Genomic DNA, 19,054 nt, shown 5'->3' on the forward strand with positions numbered 1-19,054 from the left:
GGCGCTCGCGCCTCAGGCCCCCGCCGTATATGCGGCAATCGCCGCCATGTTGACGATGTCGCTGTCCTTGGCGTTGAGCGAGACGATCTGAACCGGCTTGTCCAGGCCGACCAGCAGCGGGCCGATAACGGTCGAGCCGCCGAGCTCCTGCAGCATCTTGGTCGAGATCGAGGCCGAGTGAAAGGCCGGCATGATCAGCACATTGGCCGGGCCGGTCAGCCGGATGAACGGGTATTGCGCCATGGCGCGTGCGCTGAGCGCCACGTCGGCGGCCATCTCGCCGTCATATTCGAAATCGACGCGCCGCTTGTCGAGGATGCGCACCGCTTCCTGGATGCGTTCGGAGCGCTCGCCCTGCGGATGGCCGAAGGTGGAATAGGCAAGCATGGCCAGCCGTGGCTCATAACCCATGCGGCGGGCAAAGCCGGCGGCCTCCTCGGCGATGTCGGCGATCTGTTCGGCATTTGGCATGTCATGCACGGCGGTGTCGGCGACAATCACGGTTCGGCCCCGCGCCAGCACGATCGAGGCGCCGATGACACGGTGGCCGGGCTTGGCGTCGATGATGCGGCGGATGTCGTCGAGCGCCGTCGAGTAGTTGCGGGTGACGCCGGTGACGATGCCATCGGCATCGCCCAGCGCCACCATGCAGGCGGCGAAATGGTTGCGGTCATTGTTGATCAGGCGCTGGCAGTCGCGAAACAGAAAACCCTTGCGCTGCATGCGCTCGTACAGATAGTCGGTGTAGACGCCGTTGCGGCGCGACAGCCTGGCATTGATGATCTCGATGCCTTGCTTGTTCAGTTCGATGCCGGCGTTCCTGGCGTTCTCCTTGATGATGTCGTCGCGGCCGAGCAGGATGGCGGTGCCGAGCCGCTGGCTCACATAGGAGACGGCAGCGCGCATCACCTGCTCCTCCTCGCCCTCGGCGAAAACGATGCGCTTGGGCTGGCGGCGCACGCGGTCGTAGATGCGCTGCAGGGTCGAGGCGATCGGATCGCGGCGGGCGGAAAGCTCCTGCGCGTAGCGGTCGAGGTCGAGGATCGGCTTGCGCGCGACGCCGGATTCCATCGCGGCCTTGGCAACCGCGATCGGAATGGCCGAGATCAGGCGCGGGTCGAACGGCACCGGGATGATGTAGTTGGGGCCGAATTTCGGCCGCATGCCCTGGTAGGCGGCGGCGACGTCGTCAGGCACATCCTGGCGCGCCAGTTCGGCGAGCGCACGCGCCGCGGCGATCTTCATGTCGTCATTGATGGTGGTCGCCCGCACGTCCAGCGCGCCGCGGAAGATGTAAGGGAAGCCGAGCACGTTGTTGACCTGGTTCGGATAGTCCGAACGGCCGGTGGCCATGATGGCATCGGCGCGGATTTCGGCGACTTCCTCCGGCGTGATCTCCGGATCGGGGTTGGCCATGGCGAAGATGATCGGCTTCTCGGCCATGGACTGCACCATCCTGGTGGTCAGCGCGCCCTTGGCTGAGAGGCCGAGGAACACGTCGGCACCGTCGAGCGCCTCGGCCAGCGAGCGCGCGTCGGTCTTGACGGCATGCGCCGACTTCCACTGGTTCATGCCTTCGGTGCGGCCCTGGAAGACGACGCCTTTGGTGTCGCACAGGATGATGTTTTCGGGCGCAAAGCCCATCGCCTTCATCAGCTCGATGCAGGCGACGCCGGCGGCACCGGCGCCGTTGCAGACCATTTTGGTGGTCTTCATGTCGCGGCCGGTGATTTCCAGCGCGTTGATCAGGCCGGCCGCCGAAATGATGGCGGTGCCGTGCTGGTCGTCATGAAAGACCGGTATGTCCATCAGTTCGCGCAGCCGCTGCTCGATGATGAAGCATTCCGGCGCCTTGATGTCTTCCAGATTGATACCGCCGAACGACGGCCCAAGGAAACGCACGCAATTGATGAACTCTTCGGCATCCTCGGTGTCGACCTCGAGATCGATCGAATCGACATCGGCGAAGCGCTTGAACAGCACCGCCTTGCCTTCCATCACCGGCTTGGCGGCCAGCGCGCCGAGATTGCCGAGGCCAAGGATGGCGGTGCCGTTTGAGATGACGGCGACCATGTTGCCGCGCGCCGTGTAGTCGAAGGCGCGGCTGGGATCCTCGGCAATGGCAAGCACCGGAACCGCGACGCCCGGCGAATAGGCGAGGCTGAGGTCGCGCTGGGTGGCCATCGGCTTGGTGGCGACGATCTCCAGCTTGCCCGGGCGGCCCATGGCGTGGAATTCCAGCGCCTCCTGCGCACTGACGGAGGGGCCGTTGCTTTCGGTTTTCTTGGCCATGATGCTTTCGATTTCCTCACCCGTGCAGCACCTCGTTGAGACGGGCGCGGTGCTTTCTTTTGTGGAACGTTCGGGATTAAGGCTACACTTCGCCGCTGTAAACCGCCAAGCAGATGGCTTGGGAAATTTTGGAAGCAACTTCTTGAACGACGAAACGCCCATTCGCAGCGACAGCGCTACGCCGGCCTTTGCGCCGGCAACGCCGATGATGGAGCAGTATATCGAGATCAAGGCGGCGAACCCGGATTCGCTGCTGTTCTACCGCATGGGCGATTTCTACGAGCTGTTCTTCGACGACGCCGAGAAGGCGAGCCGGGCGCTCGGCATCGTCCTGACCAAGCGTGGCAAGCACCAGGGCCTCGACATCCCGATGTGCGGCGTGCCGGTGCATGCCGCCGACGATTATCTGCAGAAGCTGATTGGACAAGGGTTCCGCGTCGCCGTCTGCGAGCAGATCGAGGATCCGGCAGAGGCGAAGAAACGCGGCGGCAAATCGGTGGTGCGCCGCGACGTGGTGCGGCTGGTAACGCCCGGCACCATCACCGAGGACAAATTGCTGGCGCCGTCGGAATCGAGTTTCTTGATGGCACTTGGCCGGGTCAAGGGCGGAGCCGAACAAAGAAGCGGGGATCGCGGCAGCGCGACAGGGAACCAAGGAAGTTTTGCGCTGGCCTGGATCGAGATCTCGACCGGCGCCTTCCGCGTTGCCGAGACCAGCGCCGACCGGCTGCTCGCCGATGTCTTTCGCGTCGACCCACGCGAGCTGATCGTCGCCGAACCGGTATTTTACGATCCGGAGCTGAAACCGGTGTTCGATGTGCTCGGCCGCATCGCCAGTCCGCAGCCGCCGAGCCTGTTCGACTCGGCGTCGGCCGCCGGACGCATCGCCCGTTTCTTCGAGGTGGCGACGCCGGACAGTTTCGGCACGTTTTCCCGCGCCGAGCTGTCGGCGATCTCAGGCGCCATCGCCTATGTCGAGAAGACGCAGAAGGCCGAGCGGCCGCCGCTGTCGCGGCCCGAGCGCGAGGAGCAGGGTTCGACGCTGTTCATCGATCCGGCGACACGCGCCAATCTGGAACTGCTGCGCACGCTGTCCGGCAGCCGCGAGGGCTCGCTGTTCAAGGCGATCGACCGCACGGTGACCGGCGGCGGCGCGCGGCTGCTCGCCGACCGGCTGATGGCGCCGCTGACCGATCCGGCGGCAATTGGCGCAAGGCTGGATTCGGTGTCGTTCTTCCGGTCCGAGACACGGCTGTGCCAGGCGGTGCGGGCGAGCCTGAAGAGCGTCGCCGACATGCCACGCGCGCTGTCGCGGCTGGCGCTCAACCGCGGCGGCCCGCGCGATCTCGGCGCGCTGCGTGCCGGGTTCGAGGCCGCCGGCGCTATTGCCGAACTGTTTGGGACGACCGCCCTGTCGCCAGAATTGGCGGCGGCGCTGGCGGCGATCGAGGCGCTGCCGCGCCCGCTGGCCGAGCATCTGACACGGGCGCTCGCCGACGAGCTGCCGCTGCTCAAGCGCGACGGTGGCTTCGTCCGTTCCAGCTACAACGCCGAGCTCGACGAGATGCGAGCGCTGCGCGATGAATCGCGCAAGGTGATCGCCGGGCTGGAGCGCTCGCTGATCGACGAAACCGGCATCCGCTCGCTGAAAATCCGGCACAACAATGTGCTTGGCTACTACATCGAAGTCACCGCCAACAACCATGCGATCATGACGAGCAGCGACGGGGCGAAGGCGCGCTTCATCCATCGCCAGACGATGGCCAACGCCATGCGCTTCACCACGACCGAACTGGCCGAGCTGGAATTGAAGATCGCCAATGCCGCCGACCGGGCGCTGGCGATCGAGCTTGCCGCCTTCGACAGGCTGACGGCGGAAGCCGTCGGCGAGGCGGACAAGATCCGCGCCGGCGCCGAAGCACTCGCCGTGCTCGACGTGTCGGCGGCGCTGGCGCTGCTTTCCGAAAGCGAGGCATGGTGCCGACCCATCGTGGACGCGAGCCTCGCCTTCGCCATTTCGGGCGGGCGGCATCCGGTGGTGGAACAGTCGCTGCGGCGTTCGGGCGAAGGACCGTTCGTCGCCAATGATTGCGATCTGTCGCCGGAAGGCAATGCCAAAAACGGCGCGATCTGGCTGCTGACCGGCCCGAATATGGGCGGCAAATCGACCTTCCTCAGGCAGAACGCGCTGATCGCCATCCTCGCCCAGACCGGCTCGTTCGTGCCGGCGGCATCAGCCCATATCGGCGTCGTCGACCGGCTGTTTTCACGTGTCGGCGCCTCCGACGACCTGGCGCGCGGCCGTTCGACTTTCATGGTCGAGATGGTCGAAACGGCGGCGATCCTCAACCAGGCCGGCGAACGCGCGCTGGTGATCCTCGACGAGATCGGCCGCGGCACCGCCACCTTCGACGGCCTGTCGATCGCCTGGGCGGCGGTCGAGTATCTGCACGAAAAAAACCGCTGCCGGGCGATCTTCGCCACCCATTTCCACGAAATGACTGCGCTGGCCAGCAAGCTCGCTCGACTGCACAATGTCACCATGCGGGTCAAGGAATGGGAAGGCGACGTGGTCTTCCTGCACGAGGTCGGCAAGGGTGCCGCCGACCGCTCCTACGGCGTGCAGGTGGCGCGTCTGGCCGGCTTGCCGGAGGCGGTGGTCGGGCGGGCCAGGGAAGTGCTGCACCAACTGGAAGCTGGCGAGGTTTCAGGCAAGGCCAATCGGCTGGTCGACGATCTGCCGCTGTTTTCGGTGGCGGTGAAACGGGAAGCGCCGAAGCCGGTGAAGGACGATGCACTGGGCGCCGCGCTCGGCGCGATCAACCCCGACGAGATGACGCCGCGGGAGGCGCTGGAGGCGCTGTATCGGCTGAAGGGAATGGCGGGGAAGTAGAGTGGGCTTCGTAGGATAGCGCTCTACGGCGCCCCCCTCTGTCCTGCCGGACATCTCCCCCACAGGTGGGGAGATCGGCAGCTTCGCCGTCCCGCTCCTCTTTCAACGTTGGCGAATTGGCGAAAGCCGAGATGACGGCCGATCTCCCCACCTGTGGGGGAGATGTCCGGCAGGACAGAGGGGGGCGCCGTAGAACGCTACCTTGGCTTCTGGTCCCGCCCTCCCCTCAAATCATCGCCAAGCCCGACTTGCGCCGCGGCGGCGGGAAGGCGCGGTCGATTTCGGCGAAATCCTCACGCGTAAGCTCGATGTCGAGCGCCGCGACATTCTGGCGGATATGCTCCTGCTTGCTGGCCTTTGGAATGGCGATGACGCCGTCCTGTGCCATCACCCAGGCCAGCGCCAGCTGAGCCGGCGTCGCATCGTAGCGGGTGGCGATGGCTTCGAGGCTGGCGTTGCGCGCCAATACGCCCTGGTCGACCGGCGAATAGGCCATCAGCGGAATGCCACGCTGCCGGCTCCAGGGCGCAAGGTCGAATTCGGGGCCGCGCTGGGACAGATTGTAGAGGATCTGGTTGGTCTGGACGCCGTCGCCGGCCGGCAGGCTGACCAGTTCCTCCATCTCATGAGTGTCAAAATTGCTAACGCCCCAGTGGCGGATCTTGCCGGCTTTTTTCAACGCTTCGAAGGCCTCGACCGTTTCCGCCAGCGGCACGCTGCCGGGCCAGTGCAGCAGATAGAGGTCGATGCGGTCGGTGCGCAGATGCCTGAGGCTTGCCTCGCAGGCAGCCGGCACGCCGGTGCGCGAGGCGTTGGACGGCAGCACCTTGGAAACCAGGAACACCTCGTCGCGGTGCCCGGCAATAGCATCCGCCACCACTTCCTCGGCGCCGCCGCTGGCATACATTTCGGCGGTGTCGATCAGCGTCATGCCGAGATCCAGCCCAAGCTTCAGGGCATTGACCTCATCGGCATGGCGGCGGGCGTCCTCGCCCATTTTCCAGGTGCCTTGACCGAGCACGGGAACGGCTTCGCCCGAGGGCAATGTTGTGGTTCTTATCGTTGACGGCATGGCGTGCTCCAGTCGAGGCCCGATGGCAGCCGGGGAGAAATCCAGATCAAAGTCCTTCCCGCTCTGATGCTACTTCACCGGATGGGCGGCCAGCCAATCCTGCATCTGCTTGATCTCGGCTTCCTGCGCCGCGATCACCGCTTCGGCCAGCTTGCGCATTTCCGGATCTTTGCCATTGGCAAGCTCGACCTTGGCCATGTCGATAGCCGCCTGGTGATGCGGGATCATGCCGCGGGCGAAATCGACATCGGCATTGCCGGAATATTCGATCGCCGTCATCGCGCTGTGCATCTTGTCCATCGCCGCCTTGTAGCTGTCGGTCGAGGCACCCTGCGCGCCCATCGCCCCCATGTCGTGCGCCCCCATGTCGTGTTTCGTCTCCTGGGCTTGCGACGGAATGCTTTCCAGGAAAACGGCAAGCAGCATTCCGGCCGCCATCAGCAGCAGCACGATCTTCTTGGCCAACGTCATTCATGATCTCCTTTTTGAACGAGTTCCTATCTGGGGACTTGGCTCAGAGTTTCAACGTCCTGAGCCGCAACGCGTTGGTGATCACCGAAACCGAGGACAGGCTCATCGCCGCTGCCGCCAGCATCGGCGACAACAGTGTGCCGGTGAGCGGATAGAGCACGCCGGCGGCGACCGGCACGCCAAGCACGTTGTAGAGGAAGGCGAAGAACAGGTTCTGGCGGATGTTGCGGATCGTCGCCTGGGCGAGCGTGCGGGCTCGGACGATGCCGTTGAGATCCCCCTTGACCAGCGTGATCCCGGCGCTTTCGACCGCGACATCGGCGCCGGTGCCCATGGCGATGCCGACATCGGCGGCGGCCAGCGCCGGCGCGTCGTTGACGCCGTCGCCGGCCATGGCGACGCCGCCGCCGCTGGCGCGCAACTCCTCGACCAGCGCGCTCTTCTGTTCCGGCAGCAGGCCGGCACGCACCTCGTCGATGCCGAGTTTGCTTGCGATGGCCTTCGCCGTGCGTTCGCATGCCATCGACGACGCCCGTGGAGAGGGTGTCCGTCCGCCCCATACCCAGCGCCGCGAAAACGCGCTATAGACGCCGCCAAAACGGTGAGGCCGAACGGCACTTATGGCAAGAATCTCTCTAAAGCTCGACGAACTGATCGACGGCGAAGCCCTGCGCCGCGAGATGACCGCGCTGACTGAGGCTACGGTAGGCGACGGCTCCGGCAAGGCTGCGCGTGCCGGTGTTCTCCAGCTTCTCAAGGGCAGGCTGGCCGCCGGCCGCAGCATCGCCGAACGCATGCTGATGGACGACGGCAGCGGCACTGCCTGCGCCGCCCGGCTGTCGCATCTCATGGACGAAATCATCCGCGCGCTCTACGAGTTCGCCGCCACTCACGTCTATCGCGTCAAAAACCCGTCATCGGCCGAACGCATGGCCGTCGTCGCGGTCGGCGGCTATGGCCGCGGCACGCTGGCGCCGGGATCCGATATCGATCTGCTCTTCCTGCTGCCCTACAAGCAGACGCCATGGGGCGAGCAGATCGTCGAATACATGCTCTACGTGCTGTGGGATCTGGGGCTGAAGGTCGGCCACGCCACCCGCAACATCGACGAATGCCTGCGGCAGTCGCGCACCGACATCACCATCCGCACCTCGATCCTGGAGGCGCGGTTCCTGTGGGGCGAGCAGAAACTCTATGACGAGCTCTTGCAGCGCTTCGACCGCGAGGTGGTGCGCACGACCGGACCCGAATATGTGCAGGCCAAGCTTGCCGAACGCGACGAGCGTCATGCCAAGGCCGGCGAAAGCCGCTATCTGGTCGAACCCAACGTCAAGGACGGCAAGGGCGGCCTGCGCGACCTGCAGACGCTGTTCTGGATCGGCAAGTATTTCTACCGGGTCCGCACCGGCGAGGAACTGGTCGACAAGGGCGTCTTCACCGGCACCGAATACCGGGAATTCCAGAAGGCCGAGGACTTCCTGTGGGCGGTGCGCTGCCACATGCATTTCCTCATCGGCAAGGCCGAGGAACGGCTGCATTTCGACATCCAGCGCGAGATCGCCGAGCGGCTGGGCTACACCACACACCCGGGCCTGTCGGCGGTCGAGCGCTTCATGAAGCATTACTTCCTCGTCGCCAAGGACGTCGGCGATCTGACCCGCATCTTCTGCGCGGCGCTCGAGGAAGAGCAGGCCAAGCATGTGCCGGGCTTCAACCGTATCTTCCTCACCTTCTCGCGCCGCAAGCGCAAGCTTGCCGGCACGTCAGATTTCATTGTCGACAACCATCGCATCAACATCGCCGACGACCTGGTGTTCGAGCGCGATCCGGTCAATCTCTTGCGGCTGTTCTGGTTCGCCGACAAGCACGGGCTGGAATTTCACCCCGATGCGCTGAAGCTGCTGACCCGTTCGCTCGGCCTCGTCGGCAAGGCGCTCAGGCGCGACGAGGAAGCCAACCGGCTGTTCCTCGACATATTGACGTCGGACCGCAATGCCGAACTCAATCTCAGGCGCATGAACGAGGCGGGACTGCTGGCAAAGCTAATCCCGGATTTCGGCAAGATCGTCGCCATGATGCAGTTCTCGCTGTACCACCACTATACGGTGGACGAGCACCTGATCCGCTGCATCGGCGTGCTGGCCGAGATCGAGCGCGGCGACGGTGAAAAGGTCCACCCGCTTGCCCACTCGCTGATGCCGGGGCTGAAGAAAAGCCGCGAGGCGCTCTATGTCGCGGTGCTGCTGCACGATATCGCCAAGGGCCGGCCCGAGGACCATTCCGAAGCGGGCGCCCGGATCGCGCGGCGGATCTGCCCGCATATGGGGCTGTCGGCGGCCGACACCGAAACGATCGCCTGGCTGGTCGAGAACCATCTCGTCATGTCGATGACCGCGCAGACCCGCGACCTCAACGACCGCAAGACGATCGAGGACTTTTCCGCGATCGTGCAGTCGGTCGAACGGCTGAAGCTGCTGCTCGTCCTGACCGTCTGCGATATCAGAGGCGTCGGGCCTGGCGTCTGGAACGGCTGGAAGGGGCAGTTGCTGCGCACGCTCTACTACGAGACCGAATTGCTGTTGACCGGCGGGTTTTCGGAGGTGTCGCGTGCGATGCGCACCGCGGCCGCCCGCGAAAAGCTGGCCGAGGCGCTCGCCGATTGGCCGGAAAAGGCCCGCAAGCGCTATGTCGCCAAGCACTATGAGAATTATCTGCTGGCGGTCGATCTCGCCGACCAGCTTCGCCACGCCGAATTCATCCGCGAGGCGGATGCGGCGGGCAAGAAGCTCGCCACGATGATCAAGACCCATCAGTTCGAGGCGGTGACCGAGATCACCGTGCTGGCGCAGGACCATCCCCGCCTGCTGTCGGTCATTGCCGGCGCCTGTGTGGCGGCCGGCGGCAACATTGTCGACGCGCAGATCTTCACCACCTCCGATGGCCGCGCGCTGGACACCATCCTGATCTCGAGGGAATTCGACCGCGACGAGGACGAGCGCCGCCGCGCCGAGCGCGTCGGCCGCCTGATCGAGGACGTGCTGTCGGGCAAGAGCTGGCTGCCGGAAATGATCGAAAAGCGCACCAAGCCGCGGCGCGGCGCCAAGGTCTTCCGCATCCAGCCGCGCGCCGAAATCCGCAACACGCTGTCGAACCGGTTCTCGGTGATCGAGGTCGAGGGGCTGGATCGGCCGGGCCTGCTGTCCGAGATCACCGGGGCGTTGTCCGACCTGTCGCTCGACATCGCCTCGGCACACATCACCACCTTCGGCGAAAAGGTCATCGACACCTTCTATGTCACCGATCTCACTGGCCAGAAGATCGACAGCCCGACGCGGATGGCCGCCATCAAAAACAGGCTGATCGCCGTCCTCGAAGCCACCGTGCCCGAGCGCGGCGGCAAGGCCAAGGCTGCGGCCGAGTGACAGCCACCACTCATTTGTCCCAATCCTGCAGGCAGTCTCCAGACGCATGAGCCTTGTCAAAAAGTTCGCGACGGTCGCTTCCGGCACGCTGATGAGCCGCGCCCTCGGTTTTGGCCGCGAGATGCTGATGGCGGCCGCGCTCGGCACCGGGCCGATCGCCGACGCCTTCAACGCCGCCTTCCAGTTTCCCAACACTTTTCGCCGGCTGTTTGCCGAAGGCGCCTTCAACGCCGCCTTCGTGCCGCTGTTCGCCAAGGAGATCGAAACCCACGGCACCGAAGGCGCCAAGCGCTTTTCTGAAGAGGTGTTCGGCGTGCTGTTCACGGCGCTGCTGGGGCTGACCATCGCCATGGAACTGGCGATGCCGCTGATCGTGCGCTACCTGGTGGCGCCGGGCTTTGCCGACTCGCCGGGAAAGTTCGAGATGACGGTCCGGCTCGCGACCATCATGTTTCCCTATCTGATCTGCATGTCGCTCGGCGCCATGATGGCCGGCATGCTGAATTCGCTGCGCCGCTATTTCGCCGCCGCGGTGGCGCCGGTGTTCCTGAACGTCATCCTGATCGGCGTGCTCGCCTATGCCTGGCACAAGGGATCGGACGCGCGCAGCGTTGGCTTCGCACTGGCCTGGGGCGTGCTGGCGGCGGGGCTGGTGCAACTGGCGATCGTCTGGGTGGCGGTGCGCCATGCCGGCATCTCGATCGGCTTTCGCCGGCCTAGGATGACGCCCAATGTCAAGCGGCTGCTGATCCTGGCGCTGCCGGCGGCGATCACCGGCGGCATCACCCAGATCAACCAGTTGATCGGCACCGCAATCGCCTCGGCCCAGGACAGTGCGGTGTCGTCGCTCGCCTATGCCGATCGCATCTATCAGCTGCCGCTCGGCGTCGTCGGCATCGCCGTCGCCATCGTTCTCCTGCCCGAACTGTCGCGGGCGCTGAAGTCGGGCAATCTGATCGAGGCGGCCAATCTGCAGAACCGGTCGGTGGAGTTCACGCTGTTCCTGACCTTGCCGGCGGCGGCGGCACTGCTGGTCATGGCGGAGCCGATCGTCGGGCTTGTCTACGAACGCGGCGCGTTTGCCGCAAACAACTCGACGCCGATCGTGGCGGCGATCCTGGCGATCTTCGGCTTGGGGCTGCCGGCCTTCGTGCTGATCAAGGCGTTCACCCCCGGCTATTTCGCCCGCGAGGACACGCGCACGCCGATGATCTTCGCCGCTATCTCGGTGGCGGTGAACGTCACCACCGCGCTGACGCTGTTTCCGCAGATGGGCGCGCCGGGCATCGCCGTCGCCTCGGCCGTCGCCGGCTGGGTCAACGCGCTGATGCTGCTCGGCGTGCTGATCCGGCGCGGCCATTGGGGCCGCGACGTGCCGCTCATGAGACGCATCCCACGGCTGGTGCTGTCGGCCGCGGTGATGGCGACGGGGCTGTATTTTGCCGAACACTGGTTTGCCGCCCAACTGGCTTCGGGCTCGCCGCTGGTGGTCAAGGCGGCAACGCTGCTTGGGCTCGTCGCCGGCGGGGCGCTGCTCTACTTCGTCACCGCCTTCGCCATCGGCGGCGCCGATTTCGGCATGATCCGGCGCAATATCAGGCGGAAGGGCTCCCCTTCGACCAGGGAATAGTCTCCGACCCCGTCGACTACCATATCGATGTCGGCGCTGCCCCTCATTGCCCTGCCGGGCATTTCTCCCCGTAAACGGGGAGAAAGAAGCTGGCCGCCCTCGGCGCCCTTCCTGCAACGCCTGTCGTTGGCGAAACCGTCGACGGTGTGTCTTCTCCCCGTCTCTATACGGGGAGAAATGTCCGGCAGGACAATGAGGGGCGGCGCCGACCTGTCAAGCCGAGACGGGCGCAACAAGCGCGGCGCCAACAACATCGGACAAGCAATCCGACCTGAAGCAATCGCTCTGCTGCGATCGCCTACAGCCCCTTGATCGTCTACTCGCTCTCGTCCATAAGCGCGCCGTCGCAAGACTTTCGCCGCGCGCGAAACGGCCCTCCACAAGCCAGGGAAGCACCATGACCGACGCCAATCAGCCTGCCTTCAAGCCCCTCGTTTTTTCCGGCGTCCAGCCGACCGGCAATCTGCACCTCGGCAACTATCTCGGCGCCATCAAGAAATTCGTCGCCCTGCAGGACACCTCCGATTGCATCTATTGCGTCGTCGACCTGCATTCGCTGACCGCGCAGCTTGTCCATGAGGATCTCAAGGACCAGACGCGCGCGATCACCGCGGCGTTTCTCGCCTCCGGCATCGACCCGAAGAAGCACATCGTCTTCAACCAGTCGCGGGTCATGCAGCACGCCGAGCTTGCCTGGATCTTCAACTGCGTCGCCCGCATCGGCTGGATGAACCGGATGACGCAGTTCAAGGACAAGGCCGGCAAGGATCGCGAGAACGCCTCGCTTGGGCTGCTCGCTTATCCGAGTCTGATGGCGGCCGACATCCTTGTCTACCGCGCCACCCATGTGCCGGTCGGCGATGACCAGAAGCAGCATCTGGAACTGACACGCGACATCGCGCAAAAATTCAACAACGACTTTTCCGACCGCATCGCCGGCCTTGGCGTCGGCGTCGAGATGAAGGTCGGCGAGGAGACCGTGAACGGCTATTTCCCGCTGACCGAACCGATCATCGGCGGACCGGCGGCGCGTATCATGTCGCTGCGCGACGGCTCGAAGAAGATGTCGAAGTCGGATCCGTCGGACCTGTCGCGCATCAATCTGACCGACGATGCCGACAGCATCTCGAAGAAGATCCGCAAGGCCAAGACCGACCCGGAGGCGTTGCCTGGCGAATTGGACGGCCTGGCCGGCCGGCCGGAAGCCGAAAACCTGGTCGGCATCTATGCCGGTCTCGCCGAGATATCGAAGGAGGCAGTGCTGAAAGAGTTCGGCGGCCAGCAGTTTTCGGTATTCAAGCCGGCGCTGGCCGACCTTGCCGTGGAAAAGCTGGCGCCGGTCGCCGGCGAAATGCGCCGCATTTCCGGCGACCGCGCCTATGTCGACGCGGTGCTCAGGGATGGCGGCGAGCGGGCCGGCCTGCTGGCCGAGGCGACGATGAAGACCGTGCGCGACATCATCGGCCTGCTGCAGGGTTAATCTGCAGCCAATATCGCTACATCCGCCAGTCGCTTGCGGCCGGGCCGTGGCGGTGGCAGATTGCGACCGAAACCATTTGGGGTAGAGTATGGTCTCCAAACGCCTCAGCCGCGAAGCCGGCCATCGCCGCAAGTTTTTGGCGATCATCGACGACACGCCCGAATGCGAACGGGCCGTCGTCTACGCCTCGAAGCGCGCGCAGAGCACCAGCGGCGTGCTGGTGCTGCTCTATGTGATCGAGCCGGACGATTTCCAGCATTGGCTGGGTGTCGAGAAGATCATGCGCGAGGAGGCCACCGCCACCGCGCGCGCCGCACTGGACAGCTATGCCAACAAGGTGCGCCAGAAGCTCGGCATCGAGCCGGAACTGGTGGTGCGCGAAGGCAAGCCGACGGAAGAGATCCACAAATTGATCGAGGAGGACCAGGATATCGCCATCCTCGTGCTGGCCGCCGGCGCCGGCAAGGAAGGGCCGGGCCCGCTGGTCGGCGCGGTCGCCGGCAAGGGCGCCGCCTTCCCGATCCCGGTGACAGTGGTGCCGCAGAACCTGTCGGACGAAGAAATCGACAGCCTCGCCTAAGGTGTGTTGCAGAAGACCGCAAAAACATTCTCCCAGCCAGCCGTTCCGGCGATGGCTTTCGCTTGAATGTCCTGCCGATAGGGCCTATTTAGAATTATTCCAAACTATCTGCCCGAACGGGCTCGGAGACGTCCATGTTCATCCAGACCGAATCGACGCCAAATCCGGCGACATTGAAGTTCCTGCCCGGCAAGGAAGTGCTTGTCGAAGGCACCGCCGATTTCCGCGATGCCGACAGCGCCGCCGCGGCTTCGCCGCTGGCCGGCCGGCTGTTCGAGATCCCCGGCGTCACCGGCGTCTTCTTCGGCTATGATTTCGTCACCGTGACCAAGGACGGCCCCGACTGGCAGCATCTGAAGCCGGCGATCCTCGGCGCCATCATGGAGCACTTCATGTCCGGCGCGCCGGTCATGGCCAGGGCCGGCCCCGCCGCCGAGACCAGCCAGACCGGCGAATTCTACGACAAGGCCGACGAGGAACTGGTCATCACCATCAAGGAACTGCTCGACACGCGGGTGCGTCCGGCCGTCGCCCAGGACGGTGGCGACATCACCTTCCGCGGCTTCGAGAACGGCACCGTGTTCCTGCACATGAAGGGCGCCTGCGCCGGCTGCCCGTCGTCGACGGCGACGCTGAAGCACGGCATCCAGAACCTGCTCCGGCATTTTGTGCCCGAGGTGCAGCAGGTCGAACAGGTCTCTTAAGATCAAAGGACGACAATTCGCCCTTCGCGCGACACAAAAAACCGGGCCAAATTGCCCGGTTTTTTGTTTTGGGACGTCAGTTGTTGCCTAGACGGTCCGCGTATGAGCTCTAGAGAACGATGACCTTGGCGCCGACGGAGGTGCGGTCGTAAAGGTCGATGATGTCCTGGTTCATCAGCCGAATGCAGCCCGACGACATCGCCTTGCCGATCGAGTTCCACTCCGGGCTGCCATGCAGGCGGTAGCCTGAATCGCCGCCCTTGTTGAACAGATACAGGGCGCGCGCGCCGAGCGGGTTGGTCAATCCGGGATCCATGCCGCCGGCAAATTTGGCGAGTTCCGGCTGGCGCTTGATCATCGCCGAAGGTGGCGTCCAGGTCGGCCATTCGCGCTTCGCCGCGATGCGGGCGGTGCCGCGCCATTCAAAACCCTCGCGGCCGACGCCGATGCCGTAACGCATAGCCTCGCCGCCGCCCATGACATAATAGAGGAACTTGTTCTGCGTATCGACGACGATGGTGCCCGGCTTTTCACCGGTGTCGTAGCTCACGATCTGCCGGCGGTACTTGAACGGCACCTTTTCGATCGGAATGCGCGGCAGTTGATAGCCCGCATCGGTCATCGGGCCATAGTTGTTGGTGAAGATCTGCGAGCCGATGGTGCTGCAACCGGCAATTGCCGTCGACAGCGCAAGTGCCGCGACGATTGCGAATGACTTCATGCGCATGAAAAGGTCCGATGCCCCGCCCGAAAGGTAGCGGCACGAGACGGCCGCCTTGTCGCCATCATTCATGCTGGCATTTGCTTTGCTTGCCAAGCGGGCGATGCCTATATGCAGGGGCTTACATGCCGGTAAGTCCGCAGCTGTGGCTTTTCGGCAACGGCTCTCATAAGATTATGTAGGAAATTCAATGGGGCGGTAAGCCAGGCCGCCCGAAGTTAGGGAACCAATCATGAATGTCGGAGATGCCGCCCAGCGTTCCGGCCTGCCGGCCAAGACCATTCGCTACTATGAGGAGATCGGCCTCATCCGTCCGGCGCGGGCCGGCAACGGCTACCGCGATTATTCGGGCGACGACATCCACCGGCTGACGTTTCTGCGCCGCGCGCGCAATCTCGGCTTTTCCATCGACGACTGCCGCCAGCTGATGGCGCTCTACCAGGACCGCAGCCGCGCCAGCCATGACGTGCGCGAGATCGCCGCCGCGCATGTGACGGCAATCGAGGAGAAGGTGCGCGAACTGCAGTCGATGCGCTCGACCCTGCAGAAGCTGATCCATGCCTGCCACGGCGATGACCGGCCGGACTGCCCGATCCTGGACGATATCGCGGGGGCGGTTTTGCCATCAGACAAAGTCGTTCCCGCCCAGGTGTGAAGGGCGAGACCCGTAATGCCAGCCGTTTTGCAGGTTGGGATTTCCAGGGATCAAGAGGTACCGTCGACACGCTCGGCTATGGCGAATGCCTGCAGGTTCCTTGCCTTGCCGTGGTCTTCTTCGGCGTTGGCGATAATCGAGAAGAACGCCGCGCGGGCGATGTCCTTCTTTGACGCGTTCGGGTGTTCCTTCCTGGCCGCTTTGATCAATTGCTTGGGTGCCATGTCAGGCGTCACGACCCGCATCAGGGTGTCGGCTACCGCCTGCATCTCGTCCGCGTTCATCATCCACACTCCCTGGAGCCACCCGCATTCGCACAGTATCTCATATTGCTAATGTGTGGAACGTGCAGCGTCCGTTTGAGTACCAAGATTTCACGCAGAAATCACATTTCAAGCGCGCCTTGGGTGCCTTCCAGAAAACGGTTCAAACCGTGAACAAAGTCTGTCATGGTGCGCCCATGCCAATTATCTCACCGATTCCTCTCAATCCCTTGATCGATGGCCGCCAGTCGGAGCGCGCGATGCTGGTTCGGCGCGGCGTGCAGCGGCTGCTCAGGGAGATGGGCGCGCATGTGCTGCCGGAACTGTCGCTGGCGACCGGGCGCCGCGCCGACCTCGTCGCGCTGACCCGCCGGGGCGACATCTGGATCATCGAGATCAAATCCTCGATCGAGGATTTCAGGGTCGACCGCAAATGGCCGGACTACCGGCTGCACTCCGACCGCTTCTTCTTCGCCACCCATCCCGGCGTGCCCTCGGAGATCTTTCCGCAGGAATGCGGCTTTATTCTTTCCGACGGCTATGGCGCCGAAATCCTGCGCGATGCGCCCGAGCACCGCATGGCGGCGGCGACGCGCAAGGCGCTGATGCTGAGGATCGCGCGGGCCGGAGCAGCGCGGCTGCTCGCGGCGGAACTTGCCGGCGTGGCGGTGCCGGCTCTGGAGGGCGAGAGCGAGTAGCTGGAACGTTTGTGCTCTTCCTTAGCCCTTCGCACTGCCCCACATCCGCCTGCCGGCACCTTCTCACCGTATAGTGACGGGGAGAAGGGAGCTGGCCGTTAATCTTGGCGCACTTTCTGCAACGCTGGAGATTGGCGAAATCTTTTGCGAAGGCGTCTTTCTCCCCGTCTCTAAACGGGGAGAAATGCTCGGGCATTGCAATGAGAGGCGGCGCGACGTTTGACGGCTACTCTTCCTCTTGGTCCATCCCATTCGCTGCCGGCGCCATCAGCAGCACGGCGGCGCCGAGGATGGCGGCGATGAAGGAGCCGGCGAGGATGCCGACTTTCACCGCGTCCTGGAGCTCGACATTGCTGGCGAAGGCGAGCAGGCCGATGAACAGGCTCATGGTGAAGCCGATGCCGCAGAGCAGCGAAATGCCGACCATGTGCAGCCAGCCGGCATTGACCGGCAGATCGGCGAGGCCGAGCCGGATGGCAAGCGCAGAAGAACCGAACACGCCGACCAGCTTGCCGGCGACGAGGCCGGCGGCGACGCCCAGCGTCAGCGGCTCGACCAGGGTGGCAGCACTGAGGCCGGCGAGCGGGACGCCGGCATTGGCGAAGCCGAAGATCGGGACGACTACGAAGGGCACTATCCTGTGCAGGCCGTGCTCGAGCCGGTGCAGCGGTGAATGGTCTGAATCCTGGCTGATGCCGGGGGTGATTTTCAAAGGTATGGTCAGGGCCAGCGCCACGCCGGCGAGCGTGGCATGGACGCCCGATTTCAGCACAAGCACCCACAGCACGACACCAAGCAGGAGATAGGGCAGCAGCGTCAGCACCTTCATGCGGTTGAGCACGATGAGCAGAGCGATGACCGCGAAGGCGGCGCCGAGATAGGCGAGCGACAGGCCGCTCGTATAGAACACCGCGATGATGATGACGGCGCCAAGGTCGTCGATGATGGCGAGCGCGGTGAGGAATACCTTCAGCGACCCCGGCACGCGGCTGCCGAGCAGCGACAGCACGCCAAGCGCAAAGGCGATGTCGGTGGCGGTCGGGATCGCCCAGCCGGACAGGGCGGCTGGATTGTCGCGGTTGATGGCGACATAGACAAGCGCCGGCACCAGCATGCCGCCGGCAGCGGCGATGCCGGGCAGAGCGCGGCGCGGCCAGGTCGAGAGCTGGCCGTCCAGCATCTCGCGCTTGATCTCCAGGCCGACCAGCAGGAAAAACACCGCCATCAGGCCGTCATTGATCCAATGCGATACGCTGAGCGGTCCCAGATAGGCGTGAAGGGCGTCGAAATAGGTTTTGGCCAGCGGCGAATTGGCGACGACCAGCGCCAAGGCCGCGGCTGCCATCAGGACGATGCCGCCTGTCGCCTCGCTGGCCAGGAATTCGCGAAAGATGGAAGTCGGCCGCGGCTTCTGGTCCTGCATGTCGTCTCCGTCGTGTCGCCTACCAGCCGGCAGGGACAACATCACCCTGTGCGATGATGCGCAACCGCCGATGGCAGGGCAGTTCTTACAGTGCCACGCGACCTTGGCGCGCGCAAAGGACGGTCAGGCGTTAGCGCGGCGCGCGTTTGGCGAGTATCCGCTGCAGCGTGCGGCGATGCATGTTGAGACGGCGGGCCGTCTCGGAGACATTTCGGTCGCACATTTCGTAGACGCGCTGGATGTGCTCCCAGCGCACGCGGTCGGCCGACATCGGGTTTTCAGGCGGTGCGGCGCGTTCGCCCGCAGTGCGGGTAAGAGCCGCGAAAACTTCGTCGGCATCTGCCGGTTTCGACAGATAGTCGATGGCCCCGAGCTTCACCGCCGTAACCGCGGTGGCGATGTTGCCGTATCCGGTGAGGATGACGGCGCGGGCGTCGTCGCGCTTCTCGCGGATGGCGGCGACGACGTCGAGGCCGTTGCCGTCGGCGAGCCGCATGTCGACCACCGCGTAGGCTGGCGGATTGGCGCGCGCCTTGGCCACGGCCTCCTCGACGCTCTCGGCCGTCTCGACCACGAAACCCCTGGTCTCCATGGCGCGGGCAAGGCGCGTGAGAAATGGCCTGTCGTCGTCGACGATCAGCAGCGAGGTGTCCTCGCCCTCAACCATTGCGCCAATCGTTTCGTCGCCATTCATCGTCTTGACATTCCTGCTGCCCGATTTTTACGCAGATATAGTTTTGGAGCGCTATT

The 19,054-nt window shown here is 64.4% G+C and carries 15 protein-coding genes and 1 pseudogene; 8 read left to right on the forward strand and 8 right to left on the reverse strand.

All coding sequences use genetic code 11. The features are described 5' to 3' along the window. Positions 1-12 precede the first annotated feature (12 nt). Positions 13-2,292 (reverse strand): NADP-dependent malic enzyme, encoded by a 2,280-nt coding sequence (locus AC0L17_RS05640; protein ID WP_473515100.1) that lies wholly within the window; start codon positions 2,290-2,292, stop codon positions 13-15. A 205-nt stretch (positions 2,293-2,497) separates the two neighbouring features. On the opposite strand from AC0L17_RS05640, the gene mutS reads away from it, so the two are divergent. After that, on the forward strand, positions 2,498-5,185 hold the full coding sequence (gene mutS / locus AC0L17_RS05645; protein WP_473515197.1) for a DNA mismatch repair protein MutS: 2,688 nt from the start codon (positions 2,498-2,500) through the stop codon (positions 5,183-5,185). Between the two features lie 226 nt (positions 5,186-5,411). On the opposite strand, the gene AC0L17_RS05650 is transcribed toward mutS, so the two are convergent. The 3 genes and pseudogenes from AC0L17_RS05650 to AC0L17_RS05660 all read right to left on the reverse strand — a co-directional run. Continuing rightward, entirely contained in the window at positions 5,412-6,257 is an 846-nt protein-coding gene (locus AC0L17_RS05650; protein ID WP_473515101.1) for an aldo/keto reductase, read from the reverse strand. A 69-nt stretch (positions 6,258-6,326) separates the two neighbouring features. Continuing rightward, positions 6,327-6,728 (reverse strand): CopM family metallochaperone, encoded by a 402-nt coding sequence (gene copM / locus AC0L17_RS05655; protein WP_473515102.1) that lies wholly within the window; start codon positions 6,726-6,728, stop codon positions 6,327-6,329. Positions 6,729-6,771: 43 nt separating this feature from the next. Further along, positions 6,772-7,242 (reverse strand): annotated as a pseudogene (locus AC0L17_RS05660) (HAD-IC family P-type ATPase); the annotation flags it as partial. 106 nt (positions 7,243-7,348) lie between these two features. On the opposite strand from AC0L17_RS05660, the gene AC0L17_RS05665 reads away from it, so the two are divergent. The 5 genes from AC0L17_RS05665 to AC0L17_RS05685 all read left to right on the forward strand — a co-directional run bounded on the left by AC0L17_RS05665 (position 7,349) and on the right by AC0L17_RS05685 (position 14,544). Then, positions 7,349-10,150 (forward strand): [protein-PII] uridylyltransferase, encoded by a 2,802-nt coding sequence (locus AC0L17_RS05665; protein ID WP_473515103.1) that lies wholly within the window; start codon positions 7,349-7,351, stop codon positions 10,148-10,150. A gap of 46 nt (positions 10,151-10,196) precedes the next feature. After that, positions 10,197-11,780, forward strand: a complete 1,584-nt coding sequence (gene murJ, locus AC0L17_RS05670; protein ID WP_473515104.1) for a murein biosynthesis integral membrane protein MurJ — start codon at positions 10,197-10,199, stop codon at positions 11,778-11,780. 397 nt (positions 11,781-12,177) lie between these two features. Next, positions 12,178-13,260: a tryptophan--tRNA ligase gene (trpS, locus tag AC0L17_RS05675; protein WP_473515105.1), complete on the forward strand. Its 1,083-nt coding sequence runs from the start codon at positions 12,178-12,180 to the stop codon at positions 13,258-13,260. A gap of 88 nt (positions 13,261-13,348) precedes the next feature. Next, positions 13,349-13,840: a universal stress protein gene (locus tag AC0L17_RS05680; protein WP_023796709.1), complete on the forward strand. Its 492-nt coding sequence runs from the start codon at positions 13,349-13,351 to the stop codon at positions 13,838-13,840. 134 nt (positions 13,841-13,974) lie between these two features. After that, entirely contained in the window at positions 13,975-14,544 is a 570-nt protein-coding gene (locus AC0L17_RS05685; RefSeq protein WP_023796710.1) for a NifU family protein, read from the forward strand. 109 nt (positions 14,545-14,653) lie between these two features. Here AC0L17_RS05685 and AC0L17_RS05690 read toward each other — a convergent pair whose 3' ends face one another. Beyond that, a complete protein-coding gene (locus AC0L17_RS05690; protein WP_027151583.1) occupies positions 14,654-15,271 on the reverse strand; it encodes a L,D-transpeptidase in 618 nt (205 codons plus the stop codon). Between the two features lie 226 nt (positions 15,272-15,497). Here AC0L17_RS05690 and cueR point away from each other — a divergent pair, with 226 nt between their 5' ends. Next, positions 15,498-15,920: a Cu(I)-responsive transcriptional regulator gene (gene cueR / locus AC0L17_RS05695; RefSeq protein WP_287361657.1), complete on the forward strand. Its 423-nt coding sequence runs from the start codon at positions 15,498-15,500 to the stop codon at positions 15,918-15,920. Positions 15,921-15,970: 50 nt separating this feature from the next. On the opposite strand, the gene AC0L17_RS05700 is transcribed toward cueR, so the two are convergent. Continuing rightward, positions 15,971-16,204 carry a hypothetical protein gene (locus AC0L17_RS05700; RefSeq protein WP_077377488.1) on the reverse strand — a complete coding sequence of 78 codons (234 nt, stop codon included), beginning with the start codon at positions 16,202-16,204 and terminating at the stop codon, positions 15,971-15,973. A gap of 176 nt (positions 16,205-16,380) precedes the next feature. On the opposite strand from AC0L17_RS05700, the gene AC0L17_RS05705 reads away from it, so the two are divergent. Next, the gene (locus tag AC0L17_RS05705; protein ID WP_473515107.1) at positions 16,381-16,881 is read left to right on the forward strand and encodes an MmcB family DNA repair protein; all 501 of its coding nucleotides are present in this window, start codon (positions 16,381-16,383) and stop codon (positions 16,879-16,881) included. A gap of 226 nt (positions 16,882-17,107) precedes the next feature. Here the strand turns inward: AC0L17_RS05705 and nhaA are convergent, their stop codons facing one another. Continuing rightward, positions 17,108-18,304 (reverse strand): Na+/H+ antiporter NhaA, encoded by a 1,197-nt coding sequence (nhaA, locus tag AC0L17_RS05710; RefSeq protein WP_287235090.1) that lies wholly within the window; start codon positions 18,302-18,304, stop codon positions 17,108-17,110. 130 nt (positions 18,305-18,434) lie between these two features. Continuing rightward, positions 18,435-18,998, reverse strand: coding sequence for an ActR/PrrA/RegA family redox response regulator transcription factor (locus tag AC0L17_RS05715; RefSeq protein ID WP_023796717.1), 564 nt, complete (start codon positions 18,996-18,998; stop codon positions 18,435-18,437). Positions 18,999-19,054 lie beyond the last annotated feature (56 nt).

The sequence above is a fragment of the Mesorhizobium sp. WSM4829 genome (assembly GCF_055811475.1).